Origin of the sequence: Rhodococcus sp. 06-418-5 (assembly GCF_002258285.1) — a bacterium.
Lineage (GTDB): Bacteria > Actinomycetota > Actinomycetes > Mycobacteriales > Mycobacteriaceae > Rhodococcoides.
This window is the reverse complement of record NZ_NOYE01000012.1, coordinates 652806-671810: the sequence shown is the minus strand read 5'-3', so window position 1 is coordinate 671810 and position 19005 is coordinate 652806. Positions and strand designations below refer to the sequence as shown.

The following is a 19005-nucleotide window of genomic DNA, read 5'->3' as shown; positions in this document are numbered from 1 at the left end:
CCACCGATCGGGGTGTCAGCGCCGAATCGGAGCTCTAGGTGCCTGCCCCACCACCGACGACCGCGTCCGAAGAGTCCGCGTTGCCCGCTTCCGGCGTGCTGGGCTCCTCGGCTTTGGGTACGAACACGCTCAGGTCGGACCCGGTGTCGTTGGTCCGCAGTACGAAGGGTCGCGTCGAGGTGTAGCGAACGACACTGATCGATGCCGGATCGGCGACGATGCGCTGGAACGAATCGAGGTGGGCACCCATCGCGTCCGACAGCACCGACTTGATGACGTCCCCGTGCGAGCACGCCACCCACAACACGTCACGGCCGTGATGGGCGGCCAGCCGGGCGTCGTGTTCGCGCACGGCCTGCACGGCCCGTTGCTGCACCGTGGCCAGTCCTTCACCCTCGGGAAACACCGCGGCCGACGGATGCTGCTGCACCACCTTCCACAGCGGCTCGGCCAGCAATTCCTTGATCGTTCGACCGGTCCACTGCCCGTAGTCGACCTCGACCAACCGGTCCTCGACCAGCGGCGTGAGCCCGAGCCTGGCAGCCAACGGCTCGACGGTCTGCTCGCACCGCAGCAGCGGCGAACGAACGATCTCCGCGACCGGCAGGTCGCCGAGACGGTCCGCGACCGCCTGCGCCTGTTCACGACCACGATCGTCGAGCTCGACTCCCGCGCTCCGACCCGCGAGCGTGCCTGCGGTGTTCGACGTCGAGCGGCCGTGCCGAAGCAAGATGACTGTCATTGCACCGAGCCTAACGACCGGGGTCTTCCGACTCCGCTCCGGAGGCCACTGTGCCGAACGACTAGGTGGCGGACACGACCCCGCCGGCCAACAGACCGAGCACCACGACACCCAGCACGATGCGGTACCCGACGAACCAGTACAGCGAGTGGTTCGCGACGAACTTGAGCAGCCAGGCGATCGAGGCGTAGCCGAGGGCAAAGGCGATGATCGTGGCCACCAGCAGCTGCGGACCCGACGCGGCCAGTCCCGAGCCCACCGGCTCGAAGGCGTCGGGCAGCGAGAAGAGACCGGAGGCCGTGACCGCCGGAATGGCGAGCAGGAACGAGAATCGCACCGCTGCCTCGCGTTCGAGTCCGAGAAACAGGCCGGCGCTGGTCGTCGCCCCGGAACGGGACACACCCGGGATCAGAGCGAGACACTGCGCCAGACCCATGACGATGCCGTCCCGGGTGGTCAACTTCTCGATCGGGCGTTCCTTCCGGCCGACCTTCTCGGCGACCGCGATGACGACGGCGAACGCGATCAACATGAACGCGATGAGGTACAGGTTTCGGGCACCGGTTCGGATCTGGTCCTTGAACAGCAGTCCGAGAACGCCGATGGGAATGGTGGCGATGATCACGTACCACCCCATGCGGTAGTCGAGTCCGCGTTCGTCCTTCTTCGTCAGACCGACGAACCACGCTTTCACGATCCTGACGATGTCTCGCCAGAAGAACAGCAGCACAGCGGCTTCGGTGCCCAGCTGGGTCACCGCGGTGAAGGAGGCACCTGCGTCCTCGTTCCAGAACACACTGGACACGATGCGCAGGTGCCCGGACGAGGAGATCGGCAGGAATTCGGTCAGGCCCTGCACCGCACCGAGGACGATCGCCTGCAGCCACGTCATGTCGATCATGCGGCGTCACCCTCCGAGATCGGTGTCGATGGACTGATCACTGTCGATGCGCGGCCGCCGGCCCGCCCCCTGAGTTCGCGATTCACGGGCACGACCGTACCCGGCGCGGCACGTACGCACCGGGCGGCGCGGCGCACTACTGTGCACTGGCGGCAGTGCAGTTCGACACCGACGATCACACGTAAAAGGACATTCGGCACATATGAAGCAGAGATCGGTCGGCACCAGCGGACTTCGAGTCTCCAGACTCGGCCTCGGCACCCTCGGATGGGGTAGCGGAACCGACGGTGACGACGCCGCGGCGCAGTTGTCGGCGTTCGCCGAGGCCGGCGGCACGCTCGTCGACACGTCTCCGGCGTACGGGGACGGACGCGCGCAACGAGTGCTGGCCGAGTTGCTCGACGACGTGGTCCCGCGGCACGAATTGGTGATCAGCAGCGCAGCGGGTCTCAGTTCGCGCTACGGCCGCTATCACGTGGACTGCTCGCGGCGCGGACTGCTCGGCCAACTCGACGCCACGCTGCGCGAACTGGGAACCGACTACCTCGATCTGTGGCAGGTGGCCACCTGGGACCCGATGACTCCGGTCGACGAGGTCGCCGCCACACTCGACTACGCCGTCACCAGTGGACGGGTCCGCTACACCGGAGCCCGTGGCTACCTCGGGTGGCAACTGGCGACGGCGGCAGGAGCAGCAGGGACCGGACGGATCGTGGCCACACAGGCGGAGTACTCGCTGCTGGCCCGCGGGATCGAGGACGAATTGATCCCCGCCGCAGACCACCACGGCATCGGTGTCCTCGCCGCGATTCCCCTCGCGGGCGGCGTGCTGACAGGCAAGTACCGCAGCGGAATACCGGCGGACTCACGCGGTGCCGACGAGGTGCACGCAGAGTCCGTGCTGACGTACCTGACCGACTCTGCCGTCAGCATCGTCGACGCCGCCGTCACCGCCGCCGACGGGCTGGCGACCTCTCCCCTGGTCGTCGCGCTCGCGTGGGCTCGGGACAGGCCGGGTGTGAGCAGCGCGATCGTGGGGGCTCGCGATCTGGCTCAGTTGATGGGCGCATTGATGGCCGAGGAACTCGAGCTGCCGCCCGCGATCGCGTCGGCCCTGGATGACGTCAGCGCCTGATCACCCACGAACATCGGACAGGCTAACCTTCGGTGGTGACCGTCAACCGTCTCGCCGCCGTGCTCCTCGTCGCCGGACTCCTGGTCGGCTGCTCGGCGAACACCCCCGCCGCAGGACCCGCGGACTCGATCGGCCCCCGCACCGCCGTCGTCGACGATCCGAATCCGGAACCCATCGCCGACGATCCGGCCGAGGTACTGCCCGTCACCGTGACCGGATTCGACGGCGTCGCCGTCACGGTCACCGACAACAGCCGCATCGTCGCTGCCGACCAGTACGGCACGCTGGCCGAGACCGTCTTCGCGCTCGGACTCGGTGACAACCTCGTCGGGCGCGACACCTCGGCCGCATTTCCCGCGGCCGAGAACGTGCCCGATGTCACCCCGACCGGCCATTCTCTGAGTGCCGAGGGGATTCTGGCGCTGTCGCCGACCGTCGTCCTGACCGATACCAGCATCGGTCCACGCGCCGTGCAGGATCAGATCCGAGCCGCCGGCATTCCCGTCGTGTACTTCGATCCCACCCGCACTCTGGCAGGCGTCGCCACCCAGATCGAGGCCGTGGCGGCCGCCCTCGGTGTGCCCGACGCCGGGGCTGCCCTCGCCGAACGAACGAACGCCGAGATTTCGGCAGCGGCGAACGAGCCACCCGAGTCCACCGAACCACCGAAGATCGCGTTTCTGTACATGCGTGGGCCTGCGATCACGATGCTCGCCGGGCCCGGCTCGGGAGCGGATGCACTGATCGAGGCTCTCGGAGCCAGGGACGCCGGTGTCGAATCGGGTCTGACCGAGCAATTCGTGCCGATCACCAGCGAAGCCCTGATCGCCGCAGCACCCGACGTGATTCTGATGATGACCAAGGGCCTGGAATCGATCGGTGGAATCGAGGGTCTGGAGCAGATCCCCGGAACTGCCCAGACCCCCGCAGGCCGAGAACGCCGGGTGGTGGACATGGACGACGGGACCATCCTCAGTTTCGGCCCGAACACCGGAAAGGTGTTGGTCGCACTGTCGAAGGCCGTGTACGACCCGGCGTCATGACCGACCGCACACCCGCCGAACGAGCCACGGGCCGAGGACGGGTTCTTGCCACCTTCGGAGCCCTGGTTGTGGCGCTGGTCGGCCTGGCGTTGATCTCGGCCGTTGTGGGGCAGGTGCCGACGACTCCGCTGGAAGTGTTGGGCAGCCTCGCGCATCGGGTGGGACTCGAGATCGGCCCGATGCCTGCACATCCCAGCGGCGAGGTGACGCTGTGGCAGGTCCGATTCCCACGGCTGACGCTGGCAATTCTCGTCGGCGCGTGTCTGGGCTGCGCGGGTGCGCTGCTCCAGGGGGTGTTCGCCAATCCACTGGCCGAGCCGGGTGTGGTCGGGGTCTCCTCGGGCGCTGCTGTCGGGGCCAGCTCGGTCATCGTGCTCGGCGGCAGCTTCGCGGGAGTGTGGAGCGTGGCGTTCGCCGCCTTCGTCGGCGGGCTCGTCACCACGATCGCCGTGTACTTTCTCGCTCGCAACGCAGGCCGCACCGAAGTGGTGACGCTCATCCTCACCGGCGTTGCAGTCAACGCCTTCGCCGGCGGTGTCATCGCGTTCTTCACCTTCGTCGCCAGTCCCGCCGCCCGCGATCGGATCGTGTTCTGGCAACTGGGGTCGCTCGCGGGCGCAACCTGGCAGTCGGTGGCGGTGGTCGGCCCGCTCGCGCTGCTCGGAATCGGAGCCTCCCTGGCGATCGCCCGCCGACTCGACCTGCTTGCGCTCGGTGAGAACGTGGCACGCCATCTGGGCGTGAACGTCGAACGACTCAGACAGTTCGCGATCGTCGTCGTCGCCCTGCTCGTTGCGTCCGGGGTGGCTTTCACCGGAATCATCCTGTTCGTGGGTCTGGTGGTTCCGCATGCCATGCGGATGGTGCTCGGCCCCGCGCATCGACTCCTCATTCCGGCCAGCGCCCTCGCCGGGGCGGTCGTGCTTCTTGCTGCAGACCTCGTGACGCGGACTCTCGTCGCGAACGTCGACCTGCCACTCGGCATGGTGACGTCGCTGGCGGGTGCCCCGTTCTTCTTCTGGCTGCTTCGCCGTACCCGGGCTCGCCAGGGCGGTTGGGCATGATGGGACGCACAGCACGCCGCGACATCCCGGTCATCCCTGAACCGGGTTCGAGCGCCCTGGTCGCCCGCGGAGTCTCCGCACGACGTGGGGACGCGACGGTGTTGTCCGGGGTCCACCTCGACGTGGTGGCCGGCGAGATACTGGCGCTGGTGGGACCCAACGGCGCAGGCAAATCGACGCTGCTGTCGGTCCTGGCGGGAGACACCGAGCCCAGCGCCGGATCGGTGCTGCTGGGCGACGAACCGCTGTCCCGTATCCGCTCGGTGGACGTGGCGAGGCGACGCGCTGTGCTGCCTCAGCAGCACAGCGTCGGATTCGCGTTCACGGCCGGCCAGATCGTCCGGATGGGCCGAGCCCCCTGGGCCGGTACCTCGGCGGCACGCCACGACGACGACCGCATCGAAGCGGCCATGACTGCGTGCGACGTGACGGCTTTCTCGCATCGACCGTTCGCATCGCTCTCCGGCGGCGAGCAGGCCCGGGTCGCACTGGCCCGCGTCATCGCCCAGGACACGGCGACGATCATGCTGGACGAGCCCACCGCAGCACTCGACCTGGGACATCAGGAGTCGGTGATGGCCGTGGTGCGTTCACTCGCCGCCGCAGGCCGCGCCGTGGTCGTCGTGCTGCACGATCTGGGCCTCGCGGCGGCCTACGCCGATCGCGTCGCGATCCTGGACTCGGGTGAACTGATCGCAACCGGTCCGCCGCGGGAGGTGCTCACCGCCGCAACGCTGGCCCGGGTCTATCGACACCCCGTCGACGTGTTCGATCATCCCGACACCGGCGAACAGCTGGTGGTTCCCCACCGTGTCAGAAACCCTCCAACACGGAATTGACCCGGTTGAAGAAGGACCGCACTGCCGTGGTGTCGCGCTGTGACGCATCGGACAGCTGCTGCGCGTGGGCGACCGCATCACGCACCACTCCGACGATGCTGCGCTCGTCCGTCAGATCGACTTCGGTGACCGAATGCTCGGCCACCGCTTCGACCTCGGACCGGTCCGGTACCGGGGATTGCACATCGGCGCGGTATATCTCCACGTACAGGGTGCTCCTGTGCACCCGAAACGCGAACGCCCGGCCGTCGTCGGTGCGCCCGAAGCCGTTCGGATGCGTTCCCGCGTTCACTTCCTCGACGACGAAGTGTGTTTCCTCGGTTCCCACGTCCACTCCCATGTCGTGCACAGACCTCGGACGATCACGCTACCGCGTCCTCCGCCGCGACCGGTCGGCAACCAAATCCGCCGTGGTGGATTTCGCCGAGATCGCCGCACGCTGGTACAGATGTGGCAGCGCCTCCACCGGCAGCATCTTCTCGAGGAAGTAGGTTCGGCCTCATGCGAACACCGTCGACCCGTTCGATTCGGGCGGCAGTCGCGTCCGCGCTCGCCGTCGTCACAGTCCTGTCGGTCGGCGGGTGCTCCAGCGACGACGAGAACGCCGACGACATCTCCGTCGAGCCCCTACCGCCGGCGGAGTCCCCCGAACCGACCGTGACCCCCGCCGGTACCGTCGGCGCGTTCGCGCCCGTGGACGCACTCAGTTTCGACCCCGTCACGCGAACCCTGGTGGCGCTGACCGACGCATCGACGACGGTGACCCTCGTCCGCGACGGAGCCGCAGCCGAGACCCGCGTGGTCGACCTGGGCTCGACGGCAGCAGAACTCGTCGCCGGACGGGACTCGACAGTGCTCGTCCCGATGGACGGCGCCGTCGCGAGGATCGCCGTCGCGGACGGACAGCGCACCGACCTGACGGTCGACGCCGACGCGCTGTCCGCAGCAGACCTGCCCGACGGCACGACGGCCGTCGGCGACGACACCGGCGCGGTGCGCGTGCTCGATCCGAACGGTCAGGTCACCACCACGATCTCCGGCGGCAGCGTGACCTCAGCCGATGCTCTGGCCAGTACACCGAACGGTGTCTCGGTCCTCGATCGTCGCCAGACGTCGGTGACCGACCTGAATCTGGACGACGGCACCCTCGGAGTGGCCTTGCGCGCAGGCGAAGGTGCCGCGGAGATGACGAGCGACGAGTTCGGCCGCCTTCTGGTCACCGATTCGACCGGTACCGAGTTGCTCGTCTTCACCTCGCACGACCTGCTGATGCGGCAACGGTTTCCGGTCGGGTCGCAGCCGTGGGCGATCGCCTACGATGAGCAGTCCGGTGTCGCATGGGTGACGCTTCCCGCGTCCAACGAGGTGGTCGGGTACACACTCGACACCGGAATTCCGGTCGAGGTCACGAGGTTGGCCACTGTGCGGCAGCCGAATTCGGTTGCCGTCGACGCCGACACGGGCGACTTGTACGTGGGATCGGCAACCGGTGACGGGCTGCAGCGTATCCCCGCTGCGGGTCGCTGAGCTCGAAGCAGGAGTGGAGCCTGCAGGAACGACCGATAGGGCAGGAGTGGAGCCTGCAGGAACGACCGATAAGGACGGAGGAGGCATGTGAACGCACACGAGAGTTCGGCACCTGGCCGCGCGAAGATGCCCGTCGGATGGGAAGTGTCGCCGTCCGACGACTGGGAGTACGTGCCGTTGCGGTTGCCACCGGACGTGACCCGTGTGACGGCCTCGATGCGTCTGGCGATTCAGGCGGAGTTCGGCGGCTGGGAACTGTCGCGGGTTCGCCTCTACACCGACGGCAGCAGGCGTGTGCTGCTCAAACGCAAGAAGACCGCGCATCACATCCCCGAGCCCGGAATCTGAGCGCCTCGCAGTACTGTTCGACCGCACGATCGCTGAATCACAGCACGAGTTCTGCCCTGCCAGATCGACCGGAGAGAAGACCGTGGGAGACCGCCTGTACCGCGTCCTGTTGCGCCTGATGTTCCTCGTGCCACCGGAGAGGATTCACCATCTGGCGTTCGGTGTGCTTCGCGCTGTCGCCGCGGTGCCTCCGCTCCGTTTTCTGGCCGAGAAGATGTTCGTGGTCGACGATCCACGACTTCGCTCGACGGTGTTCGGCGTCGACTTCCCGGCTCCGCTCGGTCTCGCGGCCGGTTTCGACAAGAATGCCGACGGAATCGATGCGTGGGGGCCGATCGGATTCGGTTTCGCCGAGATCGGCACCGTGACTGCGCAGAGCCAGCCGGGCAATCCGACTCCGAGACTGTTCCGGTTGCCTCTCGACCGGGCCATCGTCAACCGGATGGGCTTCAACAACCACGGTGCCGAGCACGCGGCCCAGCGCGTCCGTGCCAGGCGCACCGGTATCCCGATCGGCGCCAACATCGGCAAGACCAAGATCGTCGAGCCGGACGGTGCCGCCGCGGACTACACGGCCAGCGCCCAACTTCTGGGCCCGTTGGCGGACTTCGTCGTCGTCAACGTCAGCTCCCCCAACACCCCTGGACTGCGTGACCTGCAGGCCGTGGAATCGCTGCGACCGATCCTGGTGGCGGTGCAGTCGGTGGTGACGGTCCCGGTACTGGTCAAGATCGCCCCCGACCTGTCCGACGAGGACATCGACGCCGTGGCCGATCTGGCCGTCGAACTCGGTCTCGACGGGATCGTGGCCACCAACACGACGATCTCCCGCGCCGGTCTGCGCACCGACGCAGAACTGGTTGCCGGAATGGGAGCCGGCGGCCTGTCCGGTGCTCCGTTGGCCGACCGCTCGCTCGAGGTACTGCGACGCCTGTACCGCCGAGTGGGTACGCATCTGGCGCTGATCTCCGTCGGCGGAATCGAGACCGAGGCGCAGGCATGGGAACGCATCACCGCGGGCGCGTCGCTGGTGCAGGGCTACACCGGGTTCGTCTACGGCGGCCCGCTGTGGATCGAGAACATTCACCGCGGACTGGCCGCTCGGCTCGAGCAACACGGATTCGCCACGATCGCCGATGCGGTGGGCTCGGCGAACAAGCCCTGAACCGCCGGGTGCCGGAACATAAATCCGGCACCCGACGACCGAGCTCAGGCCTCGTAGATGCCGGTGAGGACCGCACGACCGATGGCGTGCGAGAACAGATTGAAACCGAGGTAGGCCGGGGTGGCCGTCTCGTCCACTTCGAGCCGTTCCACGTCCACCGCGTGAACCACGATGAAGTAGCGGTGCGGGCCGTGGCCTGCCGGCGGTGCAGCACCGATGTAGCGGAACAGGCCCGCATCGTTCTTGAGCGTCACCGCGGTGCTGGGCACCCCGGTCCCGCCGTCGTCGCCCGCGCCGGACACCAGCGATGTCGTCTCGACGGGGATGTTCGCCACTGCCCAGTGCCAGAAGCCGGATGCCGTCGGCGCGTCGGGATCGTAGACGGTGACAGCGAAGCTCTTGGTGCCCTCGGGGAATCCGGACCAGGACAGCTGCGGGGAGTTGTCGTGCCCACCGGCTCCCATGATTCCACTGACCTGCTGAGCGGCCAGTGTCTTGCCGTCCTCGACGTCCTCGGACGTCAACTCGAAGGACGGTAGGTCCGGAAGCGAGTCGTATGGGTTGTACGCCACGATGGTTCCTTTCGTATCAGCTGTGCAGCAAGAAGTGTTCGAGTACCTGTGTACCGAACTCCAACGATTCCACGGGTACTCGTTCGTCGATGCCGTGAAACAACGCCGCGAAATCCAATTCCGGCGGCAACTTCAGCGGAGCGAAGCCGAAACAGCGAATACCGATGCGCGCGAATGCTTTTGCGTCGGTTCCACCGGAGAGCATGTAGGGAACGGTTCGACCGTTCGGGTCGTGTGCCAACACTGCGTCGTTCATCGCATCGACGAGATCACCGTCGAAAGTGGTCTCGTACGGTTCCAGTTTCGTGATCCACTCGCGTTCGACGTTGGGGCCGATCAACTCGTCGACCTCCTTCTCGAAGGCCGCCTGCCGGCCCGGCAACACTCGGCAGTCCACCACTGCCGTCGCCGTCTGCGGAATCACGTTGGCCTTGTAGCCGGCCGAGAGCATCGTCGGGTTCGCGGTGTCGCGCAGCGTCGCTCCGACGATGCGGGCGATGCTGCCGAGCTTGAGCAGGGTGCCGTCGATGTCCGGTGACGTCGGGTCGAAATCGAGACCGGATTCCTCCGAGACCGCCTGCAGAAACTGCGAGACCGACTCGGTCAGCACCAGCGGGAACGTGTGATTGCCCAGTTTCGCCACTGCTTCGGCCAGGTACGTCACGGCGTTGTCGTCGTGCAGAAACGATCCGTGCCCGGCTCGCGCCTTCGCCGTCAGCCGCATCCACGCCAGGCTCTTCTCCGCCGTCTCGACCATGTAGAGCCGCTTCTCGGTGCCGTCCGGGCGGGGGACGGTCAGGGAGAAACCGCCGACCTCGCCGACTGCCTCGGTGACGCCCTCGAACAGGTCCGGTCGGTTGTCGACCAACCAGTGCGATCCGTACTTGCCACCTGCCTCCTCGTCCGCCAGGAACGCGAACAGGATGTCGCGGGGTGGGACGGTTCCGTTGGACTTGAACTGTCGGGCCAGCGCCAGGGCCATGCCGACCATGTCCTTCATGTCCACCGCGCCCCGGCCCCACACGTACCCGTCCTCGACGGCCCCGGAGAACGGATGCACGCTCCAGTCGGCGGGCTCGGCCGGCACGACGTCCAGGTGTCCGTGGAGCAGCAGCGCGCCGCGAGAGGAGTCCGATCCGCGCAGCCAGGCGAACACGTTTCCTCGACCGGGGGCACCGGACTCGACGTACTCCGTCTCGTAGCCCACTTCCTCGAGTTTGCTCGCCACCCACTCGGCACATTCCTTCTCGCCGACCGTGGTGTCGAGCTCCCCCGTGTTCGAGGTGTCGAACCGGATGAGGGAACTGACGAGATCCACGACTTCGTCGAGGGCAACGGTGGCGTCGATATCGGTTGGGTTTCCGGGATTGCTCACATCGTTGGGCACACGTCGTTCCTACCACCAGAATCCGCTCCGGGCACCATGAGAAACGGCCTCGAGGACGAACTGACGTGGGGATTTGGGTTATCGGGAACCCGTCGGATAATCTTACGCAGCACACAGCGGCCGGCTGTGAAAGCAACAAAAGAAAATGCGGCAGCGGTCGCACTTGTCCGAGTGGCGGAATGGCAGACGCGCTAGCTTGAGGTGCTAGTGTCCTATTAACGGACGTGGGGGTTCAAGTCCCCCCTCGGACACCGTCTGAAAGATGTAGCCAGACAGAAATTTTCACAGATCTGAGTTGAGACAGACGAAACGGACCCTGATTCTTCGGAATCGGGGTCTTTTTCGTTCTGCACTCGCTTCGTTCGGCTCGAAGGGGCCGATGCTAGGAGACCGACGATGAACGCGATCGACCCGACCGATCTCGAGACGTGCCTGCGCGTGCTGAAGCAGGCCGCCGAGCTGGACAAGAACCATCCCGATTCGATCGCTGTCCAGCGCGCCTCCGGTGCCATGTTCAAGGACCTCAAGCGTGCTCGACGCGTCGCGGCACGCAACGCTGTCAACGCGGCCGACCGCGCCGTCGTCGCCGCCACCGCAACAGGATCCCCGGACCGGATCGACGACGAGACAGCAGGCCTCTCCCTCACCTCCCGCGCCGAGGGAGACATCGCGGGCACGCTGATCAAGGCCCGCCCCTGCTACATCTGCAAGCAGCGCTACACCCACGTCGACTCGTTCTATCACCAGCTGTGCCCGGAGTGCGCGACGCTCAATCGCGGCAAGCGCAACGCTCGAACCGACCTGTCCGGACGTCGGGCGTTGCTGACCGGCGGGCGAGCGAAGATCGGCATGTACATCGCTCTTCGACTGCTCCGCGACGGTGCACACACCACGATCACCACTCGCTTCCCCAACGATGCCGTACGTCGCTTCGCAGCGATGGACGACAGCGATCAGTGGCTGCATCGTCTGCGCGTCGTCGGTATCGATCTTCGCGATCCGGCTCAGGTGGTGGCACTTGCCGACTCCGTCGCCGCCGAGGGGCCTCTGGACATCCTGATCAACAACGCCGCACAGACCGTCAAACGCTCCCCCGGTTCCTACAGTGCACTGGCCGATGCGGAAGCCGAACCATTGCCCGCCGCCCTGACCGAGGGGGCAGGACCGCAGCGAATCACGTTCGGCAAGACCAGCGATGCGCACCCCGCGTCACTGGCGAGTTCGTTGCCCGCCACGGCGATCGGCGGCCGATCGACTGCTGCCCTGAGCGCGGACGACGTGGCCTCCCTCGCCATGGTCGCCGGCTCGGTCACGGCCGAGAGGATCGAGAGCGGGCTCGCCATCGACGCCGGGGGTCTGGTACCCGATCTCGCCGAGACCAACAGCTGGATCCACACCGTCGAGCAGGTCGACCCGGTGGAACTGCTCGAGGTGCAGCTCTGCAATTCCGTCGCACCCTTCATCCTGGTCTCGCGGCTCCGCACCGCGATGGAGGCCTCCGACGCTCGACGAAAGTACGTCGTCAACGTCTCTGCCATGGAGGGCCAGTTCGGCCGCGCATACAAGGGGCCGGGCCATCCCCACACCAACATGGCCAAGGCCGCGCTGAACATGCTGACGCGCACCAGCGCGAAGGAGATGCTCGACAGCGGAATCCTGATGACCGCCGTCGACACCGGCTGGATCACAGACGAACGGCCGCACCCCACCAAGATGCGGCTCGCCGACGAGGGTTTCCATGCTCCACTCGACCTGGTGGACGGGGCCGCGCGGGTGTACGACCCGATCGTGCAGGGAGAGCTCGGAAACGACCTGTACGGCTCGTTCCTCAAGGATTATCAGCCCTCTCCCTGGTGATTTTCGCGTGCGTCCCCCTCGGCGAACGCGTACTGCGATACTCGTAACTCGAAGTCGTTGCGCGTGAGCGAACGGCCCATCTTCACGCACCGATAGGCGGTCACCATGGGCGAGGACGTCGAGCGCCGTAAGTTCACCAGGCAGGATCGGCACGAGTTCCGCCAGAAGGTCCAGGACTGTCTCGATGCCCTGGCGGTCATGTTGGCCGACGAGACCTTCCACGTCGGTGAACCGCAGATCGGCATGGAGATCGAGCTCAATCTCGTCGACGACGACATGGAGCCGTCGATGGCCAACGCCGCCGTGCTCGACGCCATCGCCGACCCCGACTATCAAACCGAGCTCGGACAGTTCAACATCGAGATCAACGTCGACCCTCGGCCACTGCGCGGTGCCTCCATCGCCGAGTTGGAGACGGACCTGCGCAGATCGCTGAATGCGGCGGACGAACGCGCCCGCACCTCCGGTAGCCGTCTGGCCATGATCGGCATGCTCCCGACTCTGGACGAGGAACACTTCGAGCACCGGTGGCTCTCGGCGAATCCGCGCTACGACCTGCTCAATCAACAGATCTTCGCCGCGCGCGGTGAAGACATCGAACTGAAGATCGGTGGAGTGCGGCTGCCCGGTGCCGCTGCCGCCGAGGACCTCGACATCGTGACCGACACGATCCTGCCCGAGGCAGCCTGCACGTCGGTTCAGCTCCACCTGCAGGTGGCTCCGGACGAGTTCGCATCGTATTGGAATGCAGCGCAAGCTCTTTCGGGCGTACAGGTGGCGCTCGCCGCCAACTCGCCGTTCTTCGCCGGTCGCGCGCTGTGGCACGAGACTCGTATCCCGTTGTTCGAGCAGGCCACCGACACCAGGCCGCAGGAGCTCAAGAATCAGGGAGTCCGACCACGGGTGTGGTTCGGCGAACGGTGGATCACCTCGATCTTCGATCTGTTCGAGGAGAATTCGCGCTACTTCCCTGCGTTGCTTCCCGTCTGCAGCGAAGAGGACCCCAAAGCTGCGCTGGCCGAGGGCAAGACACCGTCACTGTCCGAACTGCGCATGCACAACGGAACCGTCTACCGGTGGAACCGACCGATCTACGACCGGTCCGGCGACGGCCACCACATTCGGCTCGAGAATCGAGTCCTCCCGGCCGGACCGTCGGTGGTGGACACCCTCGCCGACGCGGCGTTCTACTACGGAACCGTCCGCGCACTGGCCGATGCAGACCGCCCGCTGTGGTCCCAGATGTCGTTCGACGCGGCCGAGGAGAACGTGCACTCCGCCGCCCGCGGCGGGTTCGATTCGATGCTCTACTGGCCCGAGGTGGGCTGGGTGAGTCCGCAGGAACTGGTGTTGCGCCGGCTGCTGCCACTGGCCGACGCCGGACTGGCCGCGTACGGCGTCGACGCGCCGGTCCGCGACCGCTATCTCGGGGTGATCGAAGCGCGGTGCCTGGCCAAGCAGTCCGGCTCGGTGTGGCAGCGCAACGCCGTCGTCGCCCGTGAACGCGCCGGTGAGAAGCGCGATCGCGCCCTCGCCGGAATGCTCGGCGATTACGTCACCCTCATGAACGCCGGAGAACCCGTGCACACCTGGACGAACTGACGGCGCGTCGACTCGCAGGGGTGACCCGCGTTAGTGTCGCTGGTATGAACTCGCCAGCATCCGACTCGACCGTCGGCCCCGATCGCACTCACGACATCGTCGTCTACGGCGTCACCGGCTTCGTCGGGAAACTGACGGCGAAGTACCTCGCCGAGCATGCACCGGCCGACACCCGGATCGCCCTCGCCGGGCGCTCGACGGCGCGGGTGGAGGCCGCCAGGAAGGAACTGGGCTCCAGGGCTCAGCAGTGGTCCGTTCTCGAGGCCGACGCCACCGACGTCGCATCGCTCGAGGCCATGGCCCGATCGACCCGAGTCGTCATCACCACGGTCGGCCCCTACGCCAAGTACGGCCTGGAATTGGCGACGGCGTGCGCCGAGGCCGGGACGGATTACGTCGACCTCACCGGCGAGGTGCTGTTCGCTCGCGAGAGCATCGACACCAATCACGAGATCGCTCAGCGCACCGGGGCCCGCATCGTCCACTCGTGCGGCTTCGATTCCATCCCGTCCGACATCGGCGTACACGCCCTGTACGAGGCCGTCACCGCGGACAACGCCGGTGAGCTGACCGACACGACCCTGGTGGTCACGTCGATGTCCGGTGGGGTCAGCGGTGGCACCATCGACTCGCTGCGAGGGCAGATCGAGGCGATGAAGAAGGACAAGCGGGCCCGACGCATCGCCGCGCGGCCGTACTCGCTCAGTCCCGATCGTGGCCTCGAGCCGCAGCTCGGTCGCCAACTCGACACCGTGCTGATCGACGGCAAGAAGATCGACCCGAGCCTGCGCGGTTGGAAAGCACCGTTCGTGATGGCCTCGTACAACACACGAGTCGTCCGGCGGACCAACGCACTTCGCGACTGGGCCTATGGGAAGCAGTTCCGCTACAGCGAGGTGATGAGTGTCGGCTCGTCGTTCGCCAGCCCCGTCCTCGCCGGTGCTCTGTCCGCGGGGCTCTTCGTCGGCGTGTCCGCCATGACTGTGCTTCCGGCCAAGGTGCTCGATCGCATTCTGCCCAAGCCGGGCACCGGCCCCAGTGAAAAAGCCCGCGAGAAGGGACATTTCACGGTCGACCTGTACACCCTCACCACGTCGGGGGCTCGCTACCGGGCCCGGGTCAAGGCCTCGGGAGATCCCGGCTACAAGGCCACCGCAGTCATGCTGGCCGAGTCGGCACTCGCACTCGTGCACGGCGGTGACGCCCTGCCGAAGGCCAGCGGAGTCCTCACTCCGGCCACTGCGATCGGCGACGTCCTCGTGGACCGTCTCAATGCTGCCGGTATGGAGATCTGGGCCAAGCGCAGTTGATGTCGGGAACGGCAGTCCCCTCGGCGCGGTGCCCGCACCCGTGAGTGCTTGGCTCGCGGCGACACTGCCGGTGGCGACCATCGCTGCCGAATCGGTCGGTGCCCTGGGTACCGCAGTCGGCAGGCTGAGGGGTGTTCTCGAACCGTCTTCGACCGACGCGGTCCCGACGGCATCGGCGGAGCGGATAGCAGCATCGTTCATGGGGGACTCGATGGTGCGCCTCGACGGTGCACCGGTGCAGCCGTTCGCAGATCTGTCCGGCTTCTTCCGCGTGTCCGACGGCTGGGTGAGAACTCACGCGAACTATCCGCACCACCGGACTGCGCTGCTCGAGACGGTCGGTCTCGACGAAGATTGCGGCACAGAAGAATTCGCGGAGCGGGTGGCGGGGATCACCGCTGTCGAGCTCGAATGGTCGTGCGCACAGAACGGCGCTCTCGCAGTGCGGGTCCGCACCGAAGACCAGTGGCCCGCCGAGCCCGCAGGTGGTGCAGCCGAGTCCGGTCCGGTGATTGCACGCTCGAACGACACGGGCTCCGACACATGTCGAGTTCCCCGATTCCGAGGGACTACCGCTGCTCCGCTGGCCGGGGTCCGGGTGTTGGACCTGACCCGCGTCATCGCCGGACCGGTGGCCACCCGCGCGCTCGCCCTGTTCGGTGCCGAGGTGCTCCGCGTGGATCCGCCCCACCGCCCCGAGATCAGCTGGCAGCACATGGAAAACGGTCAGGGGAAGCGTTCGGCGACGGTGGACCTGAACACGCGTGAAGGGCGTGCAGTGATGAACCGACTGCTCGAGTCCGCCGATGTCTTGGTCACCGGGTACCGCCCGGGCGCTCTCGCACGGTTCGGACTAGAACACCGAGCGGACGTCCTGCATGGACGGGTCAGTGCGTGGAGTACCCACGGACCATGGTCGGATCGGCGGGGCTTCGACAGTCTCGTCCAGGCTGCCACCGGCATCTCGGTACTCGAAGGCAGTGGTGGAGAACCCGGGCACCTGCCGGCCCAGGCGCTGGACCACGCCAGCGGGTATCTACTGGCCGCAGGGATCGTCGGCGAGCTGGCCGATCGCGCGAACGGAACGGGTTCGACCGCCTCCGTCGAGGTGTCGTTGGCCCGGACGGCCGCATGGCTACTGCAACTACCAGGGCGGGATCCGCATCACGGCCCTCGGGCGACGCCGCCGCCCGACTGTGTCGTGACCCACGGGCGTGTCACGACAGCACGGCCGGTTTTCGACGATCATGCCGACTACCCGTTTCCCGCACGCCCGTGGGGCACCGATGAGGCAACCTGGGGGTGAAGGCGAGCCGAGGCCGGATCAGTGGCGTCCGGCGGTCGCCGCTGCCTCGGAATAGAGCTCCTTGGCTTCCTCGGTCGAGTCGACCTGAGGCGGTGAGCCTTCCAGAGGTTGGGTGGCGGACTCGCGCAGGAATCCGACGGCGACGAGGCCGACGAGACCGCTCACGACGAGGTAGTACGCAGGGATCATCGGGCTACCGGTCGAGCTGACCAACGCCGAGGTCACCAACGGCGTCGTACCCCCGAAGATCGACACGGACAGGTTGAAGCCGATCGACAGCGCCGCGTAACGAATCCGGGTGGGAAACAGGGCCGGTAGCGTCGATGCGCTCGGCGCCGCGAAACAGGCCAGAACGAGGCCGAGGAGCAAGCACGCGATCAGCGGACCCAACCACCCGCTACTGCGCAGCAGCAAGAAGCAGGGCACGGCGAGAACGATCTGCCCGACGGCACCGAAGACGAACACCGGTTTGCGGCCGATTCGGTCGGTGAGCCTGCCGACACCCACGATGACGCTCACCACGACGACCATCGCCGACAGGACGAGCAAGTCCGCACTGAGCTGACTTCGACCGACGACCTCGGTGAAGTACGTGGGTAGATATGACGTCACCATGTAGTTGGTCACGTTGTACAACAACACGATTCCCATGCAGATCAACAGCGCCCGCCAATGATCGGTGAAGATCTTCCCGATCGACCTCCGGCCGCTCTCCTGCGCCTTGACCTTGTTGTCGTGTTCGTCGAGTTGCTTGCGGAACGCGGGCGTATCTTCCAGCTTGAGCCGCAGGTACAGCCCGATCAGCCCCATCGGACCCGCGACGAAGAACGGTATGCGCCAACCCCATTCGATCATGGTGGCGTCGCCCAACACCGCGTTGAGGATCGTCACCAGGCCCGAGCCCATCGCGTAACCGACGAAGGTGCCGAAGTCGAGCCAACTTCCGAGGAACCCGCGCCGCTTGTCGGGTGAATATTCTGCGATGAACGTCGTTGCACCGCCGTATTCACCACCGGTGGAGAAGCCTTGGACCAAGCGGGCGACGAGCAGCAGAATCGGTGCCCAGATGCCGATGGTCGCGTAACTGGGGATGAGGCCGACAGCCAGAGTGCCGATCGCCATCATGATCATGGTGGCGGCCAATACCTTCTGCCGACCGATCCGGTCACCGAGCGGCCCGAAGAACAGGCCGCCGAGCGGACGAACGACGAACGCTGCCGCGAACGTGGCGAACGTCGAGATGAGTTGCACCGCAGGCGTGGCATCGGGATAGAACACCTTGCCCAACGTTGCCGCCAGATAGCCGTACACACCGAAGTCGAACCACTCCATCGTGTTGCCGAGAGCAGCTGCCGAGACGGCGCGCTTGAGCATCGGCTGATCGACCACAGTGATGCTCTCCTCCGAGAGCGCCGGCTTCGTGCGCATCCGTTTCGAGAACGCAACGCGGCGAAGATGCTGGACGTGGCGGCGTCCCCATGTGGCCTGCTCTCGGCCGGGTTCGAGACTGGGCACTGATGTCATTCGTTCAACGTTAGCCAGACAAACGATTCGTTTTCAAACGACCGCTGTGCAGATCGACGCACACACTCGGGCGAATGCCCAGGTGAACGCGCGCAACGACGAATGTGCCACACCGCTTTGGCAATCGAGGCATTACGGTCAATGCGGACAACGGTTTCCGCGGCGGATTGTCACCGAACGGGCGGGTACTGGCACGATGGACCAGTGCCGAACCACGATTACGGACTCACGCTGAACTGGACGGGCAACCGCGGTGCTGGGACCACCGGTGCCGAAGCCTACGACCGCGATCACATCGTGTCGGCACCCGGGAAACCCGACCTGCACGCGAGCTCCGATCCGAGCTTCCGCGGCAATCCCGAACGCTGGAATCCCGAGGAGATGCTCGTCGCCTCGCTGTCCAGTTGCCACATGCTCTGGTACCTCGGACTCGCGGCCGCATCCGGAGTGGTGGTCACCGAATACACCGACTCCCCCACCGGAGTGATGACCGAACAATCCGATGGTTCGGGTCAGTTCGTCGAGGTCACCCTGGCTCCGGTCGTGACCGTTGTCGACCCGTCGATGGTGCCGCGCGCCGAGAAACTGCACGCGTCTGCGTCGTCGAAGTGCTTCATCGCGCGATCGGTCAACTTCCCGGTGCGGCACACCCCGACGACCGAGGTCGCATCGTGACCGTCCCC

At 66.4% G+C, this 19005-nt stretch carries 18 protein-coding genes and 1 tRNA gene; 13 read left to right on the top strand and 6 right to left on the bottom strand.

Annotation, left to right across the window (positions count from 1 at the left end; all coding sequences use genetic code 11):
- Positions 1 to 34 precede the first annotated feature (34 nt).
- Entirely contained in the window at positions 35 to 742 is a 708-nt protein-coding gene (locus CH274_RS08845) for a histidine phosphatase family protein (RefSeq protein WP_032398056.1), read from the bottom strand.
- Positions 743 to 803: 61 nt separating this feature from the next.
- On the bottom strand, positions 804 to 1634 hold the full coding sequence (locus tag CH274_RS08840; RefSeq protein WP_371828408.1) for an undecaprenyl-diphosphate phosphatase: 831 nt from the start codon (positions 1632 to 1634) through the stop codon (positions 804 to 806).
- A gap of 211 nt (positions 1635 to 1845) precedes the next feature.
- On the opposite strand from CH274_RS08840, the gene CH274_RS08830 reads away from it, so the two are divergent.
- The 4 genes from CH274_RS08830 to CH274_RS08815 are packed head-to-tail and all read left to right on the top strand — an operon-like array spanning position 1846 to position 5724.
- Complete coding sequence (locus CH274_RS08830) at positions 1846 to 2778, top strand: aldo/keto reductase (RefSeq protein ID WP_032398054.1); 933 nt, start codon at positions 1846 to 1848, stop codon at positions 2776 to 2778.
- Positions 2779 to 2813: 35 nt separating this feature from the next.
- Positions 2814 to 3821, top strand: a complete 1008-nt coding sequence (locus tag CH274_RS08825) for a heme/hemin ABC transporter substrate-binding protein (RefSeq protein ID WP_094657287.1) — start codon at positions 2814 to 2816, stop codon at positions 3819 to 3821.
- Entirely contained in the window at positions 3818 to 4885 is a 1068-nt protein-coding gene (locus CH274_RS08820) for a FecCD family ABC transporter permease (RefSeq protein ID WP_094657150.1), read from the top strand. Before CH274_RS08825 ends, CH274_RS08820 begins: the two co-directional genes overlap by 4 nt.
- Positions 4882 to 5724, top strand: coding sequence for a heme ABC transporter ATP-binding protein (locus CH274_RS08815; protein ID WP_094657149.1), 843 nt, complete (start codon positions 4882 to 4884; stop codon positions 5722 to 5724). The genes CH274_RS08820 and CH274_RS08815 overlap by 4 nt, the downstream gene beginning before the upstream one ends.
- Here the strand turns inward: CH274_RS08815 and CH274_RS08810 are convergent.
- Positions 5699 to 6064 (bottom strand): hypothetical protein, encoded by a 366-nt coding sequence (locus CH274_RS08810; protein WP_052050357.1) that lies wholly within the window; start codon positions 6062 to 6064, stop codon positions 5699 to 5701. The two genes, CH274_RS08815 and CH274_RS08810, sit on opposite strands and share 26 nt — an antisense overlap.
- Positions 6065 to 6225: 161 nt before the next feature.
- Here CH274_RS08810 and CH274_RS08805 point away from each other — a divergent pair, with 161 nt between their 5' ends.
- The 3 genes from CH274_RS08805 (at position 6226) to CH274_RS08795 (ending at position 8764) form a co-directional block, all read left to right on the top strand.
- The gene (locus CH274_RS08805) at positions 6226 to 7251 is read left to right on the top strand and encodes a YncE family protein (RefSeq protein WP_094657148.1); all 1026 of its coding nucleotides are present in this window, start codon (positions 6226 to 6228) and stop codon (positions 7249 to 7251) included.
- Between the two features lie 126 nt (positions 7252 to 7377).
- On the top strand, positions 7378 to 7599 hold the full coding sequence (locus tag CH274_RS08800; RefSeq protein ID WP_032377864.1) for a DUF5703 family protein: 222 nt from the start codon (positions 7378 to 7380) through the stop codon (positions 7597 to 7599).
- 94 nt (positions 7600 to 7693) lie between these two features.
- Positions 7694 to 8764, top strand: a complete 1071-nt coding sequence (locus CH274_RS08795; protein WP_094648009.1) for a quinone-dependent dihydroorotate dehydrogenase — start codon at positions 7694 to 7696, stop codon at positions 8762 to 8764.
- A 44-nt stretch (positions 8765 to 8808) separates the two neighbouring features.
- Here the strand turns inward: CH274_RS08795 and CH274_RS08790 are convergent, their stop codons facing one another.
- Both CH274_RS08790 and CH274_RS08785 read right to left on the bottom strand, forming a co-directional pair.
- Complete coding sequence (locus CH274_RS08790; RefSeq protein WP_032398050.1) at positions 8809 to 9336, bottom strand: YbhB/YbcL family Raf kinase inhibitor-like protein; 528 nt, start codon at positions 9334 to 9336, stop codon at positions 8809 to 8811.
- A 16-nt stretch (positions 9337 to 9352) separates the two neighbouring features.
- On the bottom strand, positions 9353 to 10684 hold the full coding sequence (locus tag CH274_RS08785; RefSeq protein WP_094630096.1) for a M20/M25/M40 family metallo-hydrolase: 1332 nt from the start codon (positions 10682 to 10684) through the stop codon (positions 9353 to 9355).
- A gap of 204 nt (positions 10685 to 10888) precedes the next feature.
- Here CH274_RS08785 and CH274_RS08780 point away from each other — a divergent pair.
- The 5 genes from CH274_RS08780 to CH274_RS08760 all read left to right on the top strand — a co-directional run bounded on the left by CH274_RS08780 (position 10889) and on the right by CH274_RS08760 (position 16798).
- A tRNA-Leu gene (locus CH274_RS08780) sits at positions 10889 to 10974 on the top strand.
- 145 nt (positions 10975 to 11119) lie between these two features.
- Positions 11120 to 12580 (top strand): SDR family NAD(P)-dependent oxidoreductase, encoded by a 1461-nt coding sequence (locus CH274_RS08775; RefSeq protein WP_032398049.1) that lies wholly within the window; start codon positions 11120 to 11122, stop codon positions 12578 to 12580.
- A 105-nt stretch (positions 12581 to 12685) separates the two neighbouring features.
- Positions 12686 to 14182: a glutamate-cysteine ligase family protein gene (locus CH274_RS08770; protein WP_045195231.1), complete on the top strand. Its 1497-nt coding sequence runs from the start codon at positions 12686 to 12688 to the stop codon at positions 14180 to 14182.
- Positions 14183 to 14226: 44 nt separating this feature from the next.
- The gene (locus tag CH274_RS08765) at positions 14227 to 15492 is read left to right on the top strand and encodes a saccharopine dehydrogenase family protein (RefSeq protein ID WP_094657147.1); all 1266 of its coding nucleotides are present in this window, start codon (positions 14227 to 14229) and stop codon (positions 15490 to 15492) included.
- Between the two features lie 40 nt (positions 15493 to 15532).
- On the top strand, positions 15533 to 16798 hold the full coding sequence (locus CH274_RS08760; RefSeq protein ID WP_256993503.1) for a CoA transferase: 1266 nt from the start codon (positions 15533 to 15535) through the stop codon (positions 16796 to 16798).
- Between the two features lie 18 nt (positions 16799 to 16816).
- On the opposite strand, the gene proP is transcribed toward CH274_RS08760, so the two are convergent.
- On the bottom strand, positions 16817 to 18226 hold the full coding sequence (gene proP, locus CH274_RS08755) for a glycine betaine/L-proline transporter ProP (protein WP_373453918.1): 1410 nt from the start codon (positions 18224 to 18226) through the stop codon (positions 16817 to 16819).
- A gap of 300 nt (positions 18227 to 18526) precedes the next feature.
- On the opposite strand from proP, the gene CH274_RS08750 reads away from it, so the two are divergent.
- Positions 18527 to 18997 (top strand): OsmC family protein, encoded by a 471-nt coding sequence (locus CH274_RS08750; protein ID WP_256980545.1) that lies wholly within the window; start codon positions 18527 to 18529, stop codon positions 18995 to 18997.
- Positions 18998 to 19005: the final 8 nt, after the last annotated feature.